At 51.9% G+C, this 12833-nt stretch carries 12 protein-coding genes; all 12 read right to left on the bottom strand.

The genetic code is table 11. The features are described from left to right. Window positions 1-299 precede the first annotated feature (299 nt). The gene (locus tag EQU24_RS01970) at window positions 300-1547 is read right to left on the bottom strand and encodes a tetratricopeptide repeat protein (protein WP_017841114.1); all 1248 of its coding nucleotides are present in this window, start codon (window positions 1545-1547) and stop codon (window positions 300-302) included. Between the two features lie 2 nt (window positions 1548-1549). Beyond that, entirely contained in the window at window positions 1550-2179 is a 630-nt protein-coding gene (locus EQU24_RS01965; RefSeq protein ID WP_017841115.1) for an energy transducer TonB, read from the bottom strand. Continuing rightward, window positions 2176-2580: an ExbD/TolR family protein gene (locus EQU24_RS01960; protein ID WP_017841116.1), complete on the bottom strand. Its 405-nt coding sequence runs from the start codon at window positions 2578-2580 to the stop codon at window positions 2176-2178. The genes EQU24_RS01965 and EQU24_RS01960 overlap by 4 nt, the downstream gene beginning before the upstream one ends. A 116-nt stretch (window positions 2581-2696) precedes the next feature. Then, window positions 2697-3215 (bottom strand): MotA/TolQ/ExbB proton channel family protein, encoded by a 519-nt coding sequence (locus EQU24_RS01955; RefSeq protein ID WP_017841117.1) that lies wholly within the window; start codon window positions 3213-3215, stop codon window positions 2697-2699. Beyond that, the gene (locus EQU24_RS01950; RefSeq protein WP_017841118.1) at window positions 3199-4581 is read right to left on the bottom strand and encodes a MotA/TolQ/ExbB proton channel family protein; all 1383 of its coding nucleotides are present in this window, start codon (window positions 4579-4581) and stop codon (window positions 3199-3201) included. Before EQU24_RS01950 ends, EQU24_RS01955 begins: the two co-directional genes overlap by 17 nt. Beyond that, window positions 4578-5357 (bottom strand): DUF3450 domain-containing protein, encoded by a 780-nt coding sequence (locus EQU24_RS01945; protein ID WP_017841119.1) that lies wholly within the window; start codon window positions 5355-5357, stop codon window positions 4578-4580. The genes EQU24_RS01950 and EQU24_RS01945 overlap by 4 nt, the downstream gene beginning before the upstream one ends. 374 nt (window positions 5358-5731) lie before the next feature. Then, window positions 5732-6007, bottom strand: a complete 276-nt coding sequence (locus tag EQU24_RS01940) for a hypothetical protein (RefSeq protein WP_017841120.1) — start codon at window positions 6005-6007, stop codon at window positions 5732-5734. A 503-nt stretch (window positions 6008-6510) separates the two neighbouring features. Beyond that, window positions 6511-6924, bottom strand: coding sequence for a type II toxin-antitoxin system VapC family toxin (locus EQU24_RS01935; RefSeq protein ID WP_017841122.1), 414 nt, complete (start codon window positions 6922-6924; stop codon window positions 6511-6513). Further along, the gene (locus EQU24_RS01930; RefSeq protein WP_017841123.1) at window positions 6921-7172 is read right to left on the bottom strand and encodes a type II toxin-antitoxin system Phd/YefM family antitoxin; all 252 of its coding nucleotides are present in this window, start codon (window positions 7170-7172) and stop codon (window positions 6921-6923) included. Before EQU24_RS01930 ends, EQU24_RS01935 begins: the two co-directional genes overlap by 4 nt. 240 nt (window positions 7173-7412) lie before the next feature. Next, a complete protein-coding gene (locus EQU24_RS01925) occupies window positions 7413-8687 on the bottom strand; it encodes a PepSY-associated TM helix domain-containing protein (RefSeq protein WP_017841124.1) in 1275 nt (424 codons plus the stop codon). A gap of 134 nt (window positions 8688-8821) precedes the next feature. After that, window positions 8822-10036 (bottom strand): PepSY-associated TM helix domain-containing protein, encoded by a 1215-nt coding sequence (locus EQU24_RS01920; RefSeq protein WP_017841125.1) that lies wholly within the window; start codon window positions 10034-10036, stop codon window positions 8822-8824. Between the two features lie 124 nt (window positions 10037-10160). After that, on the bottom strand, window positions 10161-12461 hold the full coding sequence (locus EQU24_RS01915) for a TonB-dependent receptor domain-containing protein (protein WP_425272082.1): 2301 nt from the start codon (window positions 12459-12461) through the stop codon (window positions 10161-10163). Between the last annotated feature and the right edge of the window lie 372 nt (window positions 12462-12833).

The raw sequence follows: 12833 nt of genomic DNA, 5'->3' as shown, positions 1-12833 counted from the left end.
CACCTGTCAATCGATCCACAACAGTCGTCAACATTATTTCATGCTCGTTCCCTAGCTTTGTAGCTTGAATGCTACGAAGTGTAATCCGGGATAATCGAGGCCACGCCCTTCCCGTATTCCGCTGCTCTGCATAGGGGCTACATCTATTTGCCGGGCATTTTATACCCTTTGCTGGTCAAAGGACGCCGTGAATCCGTCCCTGTAGGCTCTGTGACAGCATCCCTGCTGTCAAAGCCTTTGCCGAACACCCCGGCGCCTCCAAGCGTCAATGCCGAAATTTCAAGTGCGATGGGTATATTCTATGAATCCACTTTTTGCTGACTTTTGATTTGCATCAGCCAGCGCTGCGCCTGGCCTTTGGTCTGATGGTGCTTGCAGGCGCGCGTGAAGGCGCTCTCGGCGTAGTCCATGCGGCCGCTGTTGTAGTAGACGATGCCGAGCATCAATTGCGCTTGCTGTCGGTTTTTCAGATTATTGGTCGCCAGGGCTTTATTCAGCATCCCGGCCGATTCGTTCCATTTTTCCCGACTCAATAAAATGTGGGCGCAGCGCAGATACAGATTGCCGTCGTTGCGCATTGCCGCCAACTGTTTCAGTATCGTGAATTCCTTGTCGTGTTCACGCGCCATCGCCCAACTATTGGCTAGTAATTCCATATTGGCCGCGTTGCGCTCGATGCGTCCGCGCTCCATCTCGCGGGTCAGTAATTTTGCCGCAAGATAAGGCGTGTTTTTATGCATATACAACTGCGCAAGCCGGACGATCTGGTCTTTCGGCAAGTCGAATTTCCGATGCGCCAACTCCAATACCGACAGCGCTTTTCCGTAATCCTTCAACATCAAATGCACGTCGGTCAAGTTCAGCCACCAACTTTGTTCGTTCGGCGCTTGCGCGATCAATTTGTTCAACAACGGCACCGCTTCCCGGTATTTATTCTGTTCCAGGACGATACTCAGCAATAAGATTTGCCAATCTTGCCTTTCCGATATGGCCAAGGCCTTTTTCAGATAATCCGCCGAACGATCGAATCGTTTGATTTTATGATGTGTCAAAGCCCGCAAGTACCAGGCTTCGGCCGACGGGCGCGGCTCGCTGGCGAACCAAAGATCCAACTGTTTGATCGCTTGTTCGAAACGTTCGGCCTGTACCGCGGCCTGCGCCAGGTTGTAGCGTAAATTGTGGACCGTATCCGGCGGCAGCGTATCGGCGCCGCGTAACGTTTCTTCAAGGGCGATGACGGCCTGAAGATAGTCGTGCCGTTCGAGATGGGTATAGGCCAGATGCTGATGGATCAAGGCGCGTTCGTAGTGGTTGTCGGCCACTTTCGGCAATTGCGCTTGCAACAGCGATAAGGCTTTGCTGAAGCGCGATTGATCGCTCAATTCGCGGGACTGATTCAGCACCTTATAGGTTTCGGGCGAAACGGCATATTTTTTGGACTCGTCCGTTTCGGTCTCCGCCCTACCCTGCAAACTCAATAGTGCAAGTAGCACGCCAGTGATTAATCGCCGATTGACATTCCCGATGCGTGTTCTGTTCCAGTGCATGATTATCTTTCCAGGTTGAAATAGATCGTCTGAACGCTTTGCCAGCGGACGGCCTGACCGTCCACTTTCTTTTTCTGGAATTTCCAGTGACGAATCGCGCGTAACGCGGTGCTGTCGAAAACGCCTTTCGGCTCGGAAACGATGACTTGCGGATCGACGACCGTGCCCTCCTCGGTGACCGTGAACAGGATTTTCACTTTGCCTTCGATGCGTTTGGCCAACGCGCTGGGCGGATACAGCGGCGCGGTTCGAATCAACGGCATCGCTTCCTGAATCGAACCGAGTCCGCCGCCGCCCATTTCGCCTTTGAACGGTTGACCGGCGATGTTCAACGCCAGATCCATTTTCGGCACATTCATCGCCACCGGATTGACTTTGACCGGTTTGGGGCTCGGCACCGAGAGCTCCGGCACTGTCAGCGGTTCGTTTTTCGGTTGCTTGGGCTTCACTCGCTCTTTCAATTGCGGCACCGTCGGTTCGCGTTTGAGTCTGACGAAATCGATCACCAAAGTTTCGGTCGGCATTTTCAATAAAACCGGTTGTTGCGTTGCCATGCGCTCCATGACGGCAAACAGCAGCACATTAATAAAGACGGCACCCAATCCGATGACGGTATGACGTTTCGCGATCATTCGGAAAACGCCGCGATCGAGACGTTGGATACGCCTGCCAAACGCGATTGATCCAGCGCCTGTACCAATAGTTCGGTGCGTGCGTCACGGTCGGCGGCTATGACGACAGAGCCTTCCGGATTTTCGGCATGCAGGCGTTCGACGTTTGCGCGTAGCGCATTGACGTCGACTTTGCGCCGGTCTATCCAGATTTCACCGGCCTTAGTCACTGAAATAATGATATTGCCTTTTTCCTGACGCTCAGCCGTTTTCGCCGAGGGCCGGTTGACCTCCATGCCGGACTCCTTGACGAACGACGAGGTCACGATAAAAAAGATCAATAAGATAAAAACCATGTCGATCAATGGGGTCAGATCAATGCCGTTGCCGTTGAATTCTTCGTCTTCGCTGTGTATTTTCATAGAAATAATGTTGCTTCGTTATTTTGTTTGCGTAGCCCGTATGCAGCGTAGCGGAATACGGGACTTCGCGGCTTCGGCCTTCCCGGATTGCGCTGCGCTCCATCCGGGCTACGATGCTATTCCAACTCGTCCGCAGCGAGGTCCAACAAGGTTCGGATGCGTTCGTGCAGGTCGCTGCTGAAATACAGGCCGGACAACGCGGTAACCAGTCCCGCCATCGTCGTCAATAAGGCTTCGGAAATACCGCCGGCCAAGCCGCGCGCATTGCCGTTGCCGAACACCGCGATCACGTCGAAGGTGTCGATCATGCCGAATACGGTACCCAGCAAGCCGAGCAACGGCAACACCTTCGACGCACTGCGTATGCCTCCGAGACTGGCGTCGGCGGACAGGCTCAACTGCTCCAAAAGACGGCCGCGCAGGCGTTTGGCTACCTTGGCGGGCCGGCGCTTGTAGTGCTGCCATTCGCGTTTGATCGCTGCCAATTGCCGAGGATAAGCGCAGTACAGATACCAATAGCGTTCCAGAATCATCGCCCACATCGCCAGTGATACGACGAAAATCGCCCATAGCGCGGGACCGCCTTTGTCCATGAAGGCACGGGCGATGTCGATCGTTTCAGCCGGTGACAACACGAACTTGTCCTCCACGGCTCGCCACCAACGCCGCGCTTTCCTCGTCCAACAAATAGATCAGTTTTCGGGTATTACCGTTCAACCAACTATGCAGCAATAACAAGGGAATCGCGACAACCAAGCCCATTTCCGTCGTCACCAACGCGCCGGATATACCGCCCGACATCAATTTCGGATCGCCGGTGCCGAATAGCGTAATGGCTTGAAAGGTCTCGATCATGCCGGTGACGGTACCCAGCAGACCCAACAACGGCGCCACCGATGCGAAGATCGCGATGGTTGGGAGAAAGCGTTTGATTTTCGGGCGTTCGCCGAGTATCGCCTGATCCAATTTGAGCCCCAACGCGTCGGCATCCAGTTTCGGATGTTCCTGAGCGACTTCGCGCAAACGACGGATCGCCGTATCGATTTCGGCTTCGGAATCGCTCCTCTGTTCTTGCATCTTCCGGTGCAGACGCGTCAGCGAAAACGTACGCTCGGCGGCCAGCAACAAACCGATGAGTCCCAATCCGATAATCAAATAACCGATCACGCCGCCCTGTTCGATATGTTCCGACCAATCCGGCTTTTGCACCATCAACGACAAGATCGCGCCGCGCGACGGATCCAACGCGACAGGGCTAATGCCGTCTTTGCTCTCTTCCAAGGTTTTCGCCAGAGTTAAGAAACGCGCTTGAGGTTGACGGCCCAGTTCGACCAAACGTCCGGTTTCCGGTAGATAACGCAGATATAAGCCGTCGGAAACCGCATTGAACGCACCGATACGCACCACTTCGCGCCGGCTTTCCTGACCGTCGGCGGTGATCACCGGTGCTACGAAACGAGCGACTTTGCCGGCTTGCACCATTTCATCCAGCAACAAATGCCAGAATTTCTCCAACTCCTGGATGTTCGGATTGCTTTTCCGCTCGGCCAGCAATTTCGCGGTCTCTTTGCGGTCGGGTAATTGCGCGGATATGATCGACGCGCTGAACAGGCTCAGCATGTCTTTCGACGTTTGCCGGACAATGCCGAACAATTCGCCCAATGCGCCCATGCGCTCGTGCAAGCGTTCGGTCTTGTCCTTGATTGCCGGCTCGTTGGTTTCGTAACGGTTTTTAAGTTCCGCGCCCCGCTGCCGTTCGGCCGCCAATTTAGTCTTGACCGACTGCAACAAAGCCGCCTGCCGGTCGCGCGCATTGCGAAATTCGCGCTCGCGTTCGGCTAATTCCCGGCTTTCCAGGACGCTATCGGAGCGCACTTGCTTGATCAATTCATCCAGCGTTTTCGGACTATCGGCCATGACGGCCGGTACAGCGGCAAAGCACAGGCATAATACCCATAGCGCTTGTCTGATGGAATTCAGGTTTCGAATCGTCGATTTCATCGTGCCGTCTCCGGTGCCGATACCGGCAATTTGAGCAATTCGGGTGCCGCCTGTTTTTTCGCGACACGCAAGGATTGTCCGATCGGAGTGCGGTATTCGCTCGGCAGAATTCGCCATTCTTTGTTTTCCTTGTCCCAATAGCCGCATTCGTTGCCGTCCAATGTCAAATAATACAGACCGACGCGGCCGAAGCGCAGAAACTCGACGGTACGATTGCCGCCGCCCTTCGGCAGTTCGCCGCTGTAGGCTTCGATCGTGCGCCCGTAATCGGTTTCGACCAAATAGGCATCGATCAAACGATGAAATTTCTCGGCCAGACCGACGTCGGAACGGTCCAACAAATGCTCCAGCTCCTCGACTCGCAATGTGCGTTCCTGCTCGAGAAACGGCGCATCCAATTCGACGAATTTGCGCAGCACCGCTTGCATGCGCTGCATTAGCGGAATGATATTGCGCTGGGTTTCGTCGATCTCGTCCATTTGCCGGTCCAGCTCGGCGATTTCCCGGTCTTGGCTATCGACGATCTTGGCCAATTGCGTATGATAACTTTTCAAGTTTTCGAGCTCCCGAATCGCTTCGCGGTACTCGGCGAGCATCTTTTGCTGTTGGTCGTCCAGTTTTTCCACGGTAACCTGCGAACGACGGGCGCTTTCCAGCCGCTCCTGTTGAACTTGTACCGCGCTGTCCAGTTGCGCGCCCGTTACCGCTGCCGGCATCAAAGCCGGCAATAACAACCCGATACTCAGCGCGCGGAGGCGGGACCGATTACATATCATTACGTTTATCCTCTGAAATTTTATTTTATTGTAACTATTCAGTCCCCCGGCAATTTTCGTTCCCACGCTCTGCGTCACTGCCATTAAGTTAAGGTAAGCCCGTCATTCCGCCATGGACTGGCGGAATCCAGTGCCATGGATGGCACGCTTTTGAGGCACATTAGAGCCTGAATGCAAGCATTACTTATCTCTGTGACGGCTTAACTTAATGGCAGCGACGCTCTGCGTGGGAACGCCTGAGTACCGCGCCAGCGGTACGAGACGCCAGAGCGTCTCGGTCTTCATTCCCACGCCGGAGCGGGAACGATTGGGGGGTGTGAAAAATTACAGTTATTCGCTTTAATGAATTTTTTAGACCCGAAATCCGCGACCGATCAACCGGCCGACATTTCGGAAGCCGTTAGACTATTCAATAAGTCCAACGCCTTATCGAGCTTTTCCTCCAACTGAACGGCATACAGCCTAAGCTGAATGATTTCTTTTTGCATCGTTTCGACATTACTGTGAACATGCTCGAAATGCACTTGAAAATAGCGCGGCATCGGAAACGATTCGATTAATTGGCCGCTGAATTTTTTTAGTTCGGACTCAGTAGCCGTTCGATCTGTTATTGACGAAGAAAAATACTGTTGTTTGTCTAGATCTATCATGGCGAATTCCTTACTCGGGCGTCGAACCCGGGTTGTTTAATTCCAACACTCATTGCTAATCATGCCCCAAGCTGATCGACATAAGGCTTTACGATCGAATAAAAATCCGTCCCTGGAGTTGTCGCTTCCATTGTCTTCATAACACTCATACAGGAAACAAAATCCGAATTGCGGGAGGATGTTAAATAACATTGACCGGTTTTTTTTGCTTCCGCTTATTAAGACGTTTCAATCGCCAAAAAACCTCACCGTTATTTTGAATTTTTTTCGATGAATGATCATTCGGCACAATCTACAACGCCGAGGTGGGCTTTTTTTTGATAGTTCGTGCGGAGTAATTTAGTTTCATTAATATATCGGCGAGGCAAATTCGAGATAAATTTCGTAGTTTCGTAGCCCGTATGCAGCGCAGCGGAATACGGGAATGGCGCGGCTTCGAACGTCCCGGATTGCGCTATGCTCCATCCGGGCTACGGGGCTGGTAAATCGGATAGTTCGAAAACTCAATCTCGCCAGGGATTGATGACATCGAGCTCAGGGTAACTGAAGTCGCGAACATTGCGGGTAACCAGCTTCAATCCATGCCTAAGCGCTGTAGCCGCAATCAGGCTGTCGATCGCTGGAATGGGACGCCCTATTTGAGCAATCAATCGTCCCCAGCGGTCAGCTACATCAGCATCCACGCTCAAAATCCGACCGGAAAAAAACTGGGGCAGTTCTACTTCCAGCCAATCCAGTAGTTTGAGCTGTCGATCGTCATTGTTCAGCAAATCGATACCTTTACGGATTTCTCCCAAGGTTAGTACGCTGAGGTAAAGCGTGCCGGCTGGACGTTGTTCGAACCATTCGATGACGCCCTGATTGGGTTCACGGCGACGCAATTCCGATAACACGTTGGTATCGACCAGATAACTCATAGTTCGAATTCACGGGTCAGACTGGCATCGCGTTCTATGATGAGATCGTCCTGATCATAAAGTGGCGAACGACGCATGAATTCAACCAGCGACTGCCGATTACCCGTCAGTCGGTCGTAATCGGCGCGTGAGAGCAGTACCGCAACAGAACGACCGTGATGGGTGATGTCCTGAGGCCCATCCTGTTCGGCGCTGCGTAATACGGTGGAAAGACGCGCTTTCGCCTCCTGAATTTGCCATTTATGCATAATCAACCTCTAATTCTAACCAGTCTGGTCAGATTATAAGCGGTATTTGTTTTAAACGCACTTCACGCCACTAACTGCGCCCGGATCCATACTGCCATTGATCAGACTAAGCCAACGGGGTCAAGACTTGACCCCGTAGCCGGAAAGGCGTTTCGTAGCTTCGTAGCCCGTATGCAGCGCAGCGGAATACGGGAAAGGCGCGGCCTCGAATTTCCCGGATTGCACTACGTTCCATCCGGGCTACGGTGCTATTGAACCTCCGTGTTTTGTCCGCTTCGCCCGGCGTTTTTGCAGCCAACGGATGACACCGGTGACGAACAACAGCGAGCAAGCCAGGCCGGAAAGCAACACCAAAATGCGGCCCGGCCAGCCAAAAGCATGACCGCTGTGCAGCGGCCATTGCCAATCCAAAAAAACATCGCCGGCGCTGCCGGTGCCGGAGTCGTAGACCTTGACGATGGCGCCGGTGTATTGATCGACCGCCACATCACGGTAACCGATGAACCGGTTTAGCTCAGTGACATCGCGCTTCGAGATTTTATATACGTCTGCCTCGCCCTGAGGCGCGTTCAAGCCCCAAAGCCGTCCGGAAGGATAAAAGCGCTGCACGATCGCTTCGGCCTCGCCGGGACTGATCGGTTTATTGCCGGCCCAAGGATCGGACCGGTATTTTTCCGATGCAATGCCGGTCCAAGGATCGGACCGTTCCAACTCGGAGACTTGGCCGACTAAGGTGTCGACTTCATCGGGCAGGTTGAAATAAACCCCGGAAAACAAAACCGGCAGCAACACGACGGTCGAATAAATCCCGACGGTTTTATGCAAATCGTAATTCAGTCTGGTTCTGCCAGCATGGCGTTTTAGGGTAAGCGCTTGCTTGAATTTTCCGGTCAACGGCCACCAGACGATCACGCCGGTCAAGACTAAAATAATCGATACGATGCCTAAAATGCCGACGATGATCCCGCCCGTTTCGCCTAGCAGCAAACACCAATGCAATTGCATGATGAAACTGACCAGCGGCCGGCCCCAATAGCGTTCCTTGGGATGCCAAAGTTGCCGGCCTTTGAACTGGACCGTATACGGATCGACGAATAGGTAATATCCGTCTCCGTCGTTGGCTTGTTCGGCTGCTCTGATGTAATAAAGCAATTTGTAAGCTACATCTACGTTTCGAGGGTAATAGACTTTATGAAGGCGGCTGCCTTCGGGTTTACTGCGCTCTGCTGCAGCGATGATGTCATCCAGCGACCGGTAAGCCGCCGCCCCTTCCGGCGGCGCCGAAACAACCGACAGCTCGGGGTTCACGACTTCTTGCAATTCCTGATAAAAAACCAGAATGCTGCCTGTGACCCCGACCACCGCCAGAATCAAGCCGGCGAACAAGCCCAAATAAAGATGTACGCTCAGCCAAAGCTTGCGGCGTGACTTGAGCCGAGCCAAACGGTCGGCATTCCGTTTGGCGGCGCTCGGCATCCGTTCGCCGGGCGCTGGGTCATCAATAAGTCGTTTCATGATAATCGGCTACTCAATTGCGGTGCGGTTTTGATTGCCGTTAAAGCACGTATCATGTAGCCCGCATGCAGCGCAGCGGAATACGGGAATGGCGCGGCTTCGAACGTCCCGGATTGCGCTATGCTCCATCCGGGCTACCTGGCTATCTTGTTTCTCAATGCCATTTGAGTGGCTTTATGACTTGCTCTGCACTTATGCCTCCAGCGCACAACTCCCGTTACAAACAACAATGGACAAAGCAACCCCGACAGGCATACCAATATACGTCCAGTCATTCCGAATGCTTGACCGGAGTGCAACGGCCATTGCCAATGACTTAGCACCTCGCCAGCCGATCCAATAGTCGGATCATCAATATCCAGAATTTCGCCGCTGTAGCGGTCTATGACTACGCAACGACGACGCAAGAGACTACCGGCTTGTTTAACACCGTCCTTACAAACGGTAAAGGTTGAATCAGGTTTCGTCGCACCGTAAATGACTTGCAAACGCCCGCTTGGATACTCGCGCTCAGCAATTTTTACAGCATCTGCCATTCCCAAAGATGCTAAGTTGATGTTTGGATTGGAATGAAACCAATAGCGATAAGTCGCTGGCGAAAACAACTCGACGACCGGCACCACGTATTTCGGCACGGTAATGTAGATGCCGGAAAACAATACCGGTAACAGTACAGCAGCCGAATAAATTCCACTGGTTTTGTGTAGATCGAAAATTAAACGTTCGGCGCTGGCCTTGCGCTTAATGGTCAAAGCTTGACGCCATTTACCGGTTAAAGGCCACCAGACGATCAGTCCGGTCAATACCGAAATAATCGTCAATGCGCTAATGACGCTGACTGCCAGCTCACCGTATTCACCCAGAAGCAGCGAATAATGCAGGATAAAAATAAAATCGATAAACGTTGTTGGAAAGAGTTGATGACTAGACCAACGTAAACGTTTACCTATCACCTCAGCAGTGTACGGATCGACCGATACCTCCCAAAATTCGGTGGCGCCATGGGCAATCGGAACGGCATAACGAATCCTGCACGCGGCTTCGGCATTCTGCGGATATTGCATATGCGCTTGTTTAGCTTCTCCAGGCATCTCAGGGACACTGGCGGCAATAATATCAACCAATGGTTTATAAGTGGCATCCGCGAACGGTGGTTTAACCGTCAATAATCCCGGTGCCAGCCATTCGTCAATTTCGGGATAAAACGCCAGGATGCTGCCGGTTAGGCCGATCACGGCAATAAATGTACCGAAAAGCAAGCCGAGCCAAAGATGAATGCTTAACCAGAGTTTTCGACGGCGCTTTAGCCGAGCCAAGCGGATTTCGCTAAGTATTCTTGTCGAAGTCATTGTGAGAATTTAGGGGCTTCTTCTCCCCTCAAGCTCCATAAGTTGTGAAAATGATTCTGCAAATCAGTCTAAAAGCCCTGCAAGCTGGGTTAGGCTGTAGCCGTTACCCAACCCGCAATTCCTGCTAAAAACGATATTCAACTCCGCCAATCACTGAGCGGGTACCACCCGGATTAAACGCTGGTACATCAACACCACCGGCATTACCTCTTACCCAAACCGAAGAAGCATAATGTTCGTTGGTCAAATTACGCGCATCAATAAATAGATTCCAATGTTTGCCGTCATCCCAACCGGCACGAGCGCCAAGTAATGCATAAGGCTTAGCAGACAAGGTGTTGGAAAAATCCACCCAATTAGAGCTGACAATTTGTGCATTCGGTCCGATATAAAAACCGCCGGGGTGTTTATAAAGCGCTTCTAATCTGGCGTTATGCTCAGGTATTCCGGGTATTCGGTTATCACCTAGATTCTGATCGTTATCAAAACGAAAGTTATTCCAGGTATAGTTGCCGCTAAGACGCAGTTCATCGCCGGTTGTAACAAGGTTTAAAGATAAGTTAGACTCCAATCCGAGCTCAATACCCGTGTGTAAAGTAGTGCTATCCGCATTTGTCGCGGTAAAGGCGCTACGATCAGTTGGACTGCTAACGATCAAATACTCGTTATTAACCCAAGAGTGATAAAATGCTAAATCCCAATTAAAGAAATCTGTTTGCCCACGGGTACCAATTTCTACTGTGCTCGCAGTTTGAATATCACGGGGTGGCTTCAAAAAAACATGGGCTAAATTTGCTAGCGGCGGCGGTTCCGAACTGCGACTTAAGTTGCCAAAGACCTGAGCTTCTTTGGTCGCTTGCCAAGTAAAACCAAGTTTAGGATTAGGGGCAAAGAAATCCTTATGCGCTTTGTTGTAAGGTGTTGCAACACTGGGAGAGAAACCAAATGTGCGTTCATATTTGACACTGCGATAGTTTATCTGAATACCAGCTACCAGTGTAAATGTGTCGGTTAAGCTGAGTTGGTCTTCCAAATAGACTTCGATATTCTTCCATTCGTCGCGCTCTTGCGCTAATAGCGGTCCCCGTCGCCTATTAACGGTCGCATAATCAAGATCATCGATGAACATCCACTGCATCAAACCGCCCCATACCACCCGGTTTTTCAGACCTAATAGATCGCCATTGATTTCGTGCCGCCAGTTGAATCCTGTGTCTTGCCAAATATCTTCCGGGGTGGCGCGAATCCATTGAAAGTTAAATTTTTTATACCCGTAATAAGCGCCCACTTCGAAGGAGTCTCCATTGTCCATCTGTATTGAATGCTTCAAATCCACCCGATACAACGGAAAGTCATTTGGAAATGCCCAGTTAGGTCCAAACAAACTCTGAGTGTTTTGTTGTGGATTGTCCTTAACTTGCTGTTTTGTTAAGGGATCCAACCCAGTGAAATTGTGTTTTTGAATGTCGAAATACAAACGAGTTTCGTGATTTTCGTTCCAACGGTAACCAACATTACCGTGGCCATAGAACTGTTCCTGTTTATTGTTATCACGGGTGGTGTCGGTGCTTAGATAGGAGAACGATCCGTAAACATCGAAACCGTTGTCGAACACTTTGCCAACGCTAAACGTTGGATTGACGTAATCATAAGTACCCCATTTCATACCGACTCGCATGCCTTCGGCTGTGTAGCCGGTGGGGGTTATCAGATTGATTGCTCCTCCGAGATTGCTGCCACCATATTCAAGCGCATTGGCTCCACGGTACACCTGGACGTGGTCAATGGCATACAAGTTGAACGTTTGAGTATCGGAAGCACCATTTGCACTGGTAAAAGGCATGCCGTTACGGAGTATTTTCAGTCCGCGAATAGGGGAAATAATCGAATTGGCGTCGGAACCGCGAATGGAGATGCGCGATCCACCTGCCGATCCGACGCTGGAATCGCCGACATAGACACCTGGCGCATTGGTAAATACGTCGTTCACCGACAATACCGCGCCCTCATTTATTCGCGCCCCATCAATTACCGTTGTCCCACCGGGAACGCGATTAAGTTTAGTTTGAGATTCTGTAATTGATGGCGATGTCAAATTTAGATCCCCGCCAAGCACTTTCATATCCAACTGCTCCACCGGCCCGGTCCAGGGCTTCTCTTCCGGCTCGGCCTTGACCAGCTCGAATTCTCCGGCCGCCGCCAACAAGGTTTCGGTGCTTAGGCTCCCGGTTTTGGGTATTTCCAGCGTGATCACATTACCGTCGACGGTGCGATAGCTTATTCCGCTGCCTTCGAGCAGGCGTTCGAGCGCTTGTTGCGGCGTGTAGCGTCCTTTGAGGGCGTTAGCGGTCAAGGATTCGGCCAGTTGCGCGCTGTACAGCAGTTGTACGCCGGTTTGCCGCGCGTATTCGGTCAAAGCCGGCACGAGGTCTTGTTTCGGGATATCGAATGCGAAGGTTTGTTCGGTCGAAGGCTCGGCATGGAGCGGGGCGGGAAATACGAGCGAGCCCGATAGGGCGGCCGCGAACAGCGGCGCGGCAGTAAATTGAAGCCGGTGTCGTTTATGCATGGTTTCTCCTGAAGCTTATCGAAAAATGAACGGTGTCTTTGATAAGACGGAGAAGTGATAAAGTACCGCACTGTTTTTTTTATTTTTTTATTGGGAAGGGTTTCGTAGCCCGTATGAAGCGTAGGGAAATACGGGGAGTTCGTGGCCCCGATTGTCCCGGATTGCGCGTTGCTCCATCCGGGCTACGAAGTCGCTTGGGTAGCCCGTATGCAGCGTCAGCGGAATACG

The sequence above is a fragment of the Methylotuvimicrobium buryatense genome (assembly GCF_005931095.1).
In the GTDB taxonomy this organism is placed as follows: domain Bacteria; phylum Pseudomonadota; class Gammaproteobacteria; order Methylococcales; family Methylomonadaceae; genus Methylotuvimicrobium; species Methylotuvimicrobium buryatense.
The sequence above is the reverse complement of the archived record's forward strand: the minus strand, read 5'-3'. Positions and strand labels throughout refer to the sequence as shown.

Coding starts and splice junctions, on each gene's coding strand:
- EQU24_RS01970 (WP_017841114.1), bottom strand. CDS start 1,547: ATGCACTGGAACAGAACACGCATCGGGAATGTCAATCGGCGATTAATC.
- EQU24_RS01965 (WP_017841115.1), bottom strand. CDS start 2,179: ATGATCGCGAAACGTCATACCGTCATCGGATTGGGTGCCGTCTTTATT.
- EQU24_RS01960 (WP_017841116.1), bottom strand. CDS start 2,580: ATGAAAATACACAGCGAAGACGAAGAATTCAACGGCAACGGCATTGAT.
- EQU24_RS01950 (WP_017841118.1), bottom strand. CDS start 4,581: ATGAAATCGACGATTCGAAACCTGAATTCCATCAGACAAGCGCTATGG.
- EQU24_RS01945 (WP_017841119.1), bottom strand. CDS start 5,357: ATGATATGTAATCGGTCCCGCCTCCGCGCGCTGAGTATCGGGTTGTTA.
- EQU24_RS01940 (WP_017841120.1), bottom strand. CDS start 6,007: ATGATAGATCTAGACAAACAACAGTATTTTTCTTCGTCAATAACAGAT.
- EQU24_RS01935 (WP_017841122.1), bottom strand. CDS start 6,924: ATGAGTTATCTGGTCGATACCAACGTGTTATCGGAATTGCGTCGCCGT.
- EQU24_RS01930 (WP_017841123.1), bottom strand. CDS start 7,172: ATGCATAAATGGCAAATTCAGGAGGCGAAAGCGCGTCTTTCCACCGTA.
- EQU24_RS01925 (WP_017841124.1), bottom strand. CDS start 8,687: ATGAAACGACTTATTGATGACCCAGCGCCCGGCGAACGGATGCCGAGC.
- EQU24_RS01920 (WP_017841125.1), bottom strand. CDS start 10,036: ATGACTTCGACAAGAATACTTAGCGAAATCCGCTTGGCTCGGCTAAAG.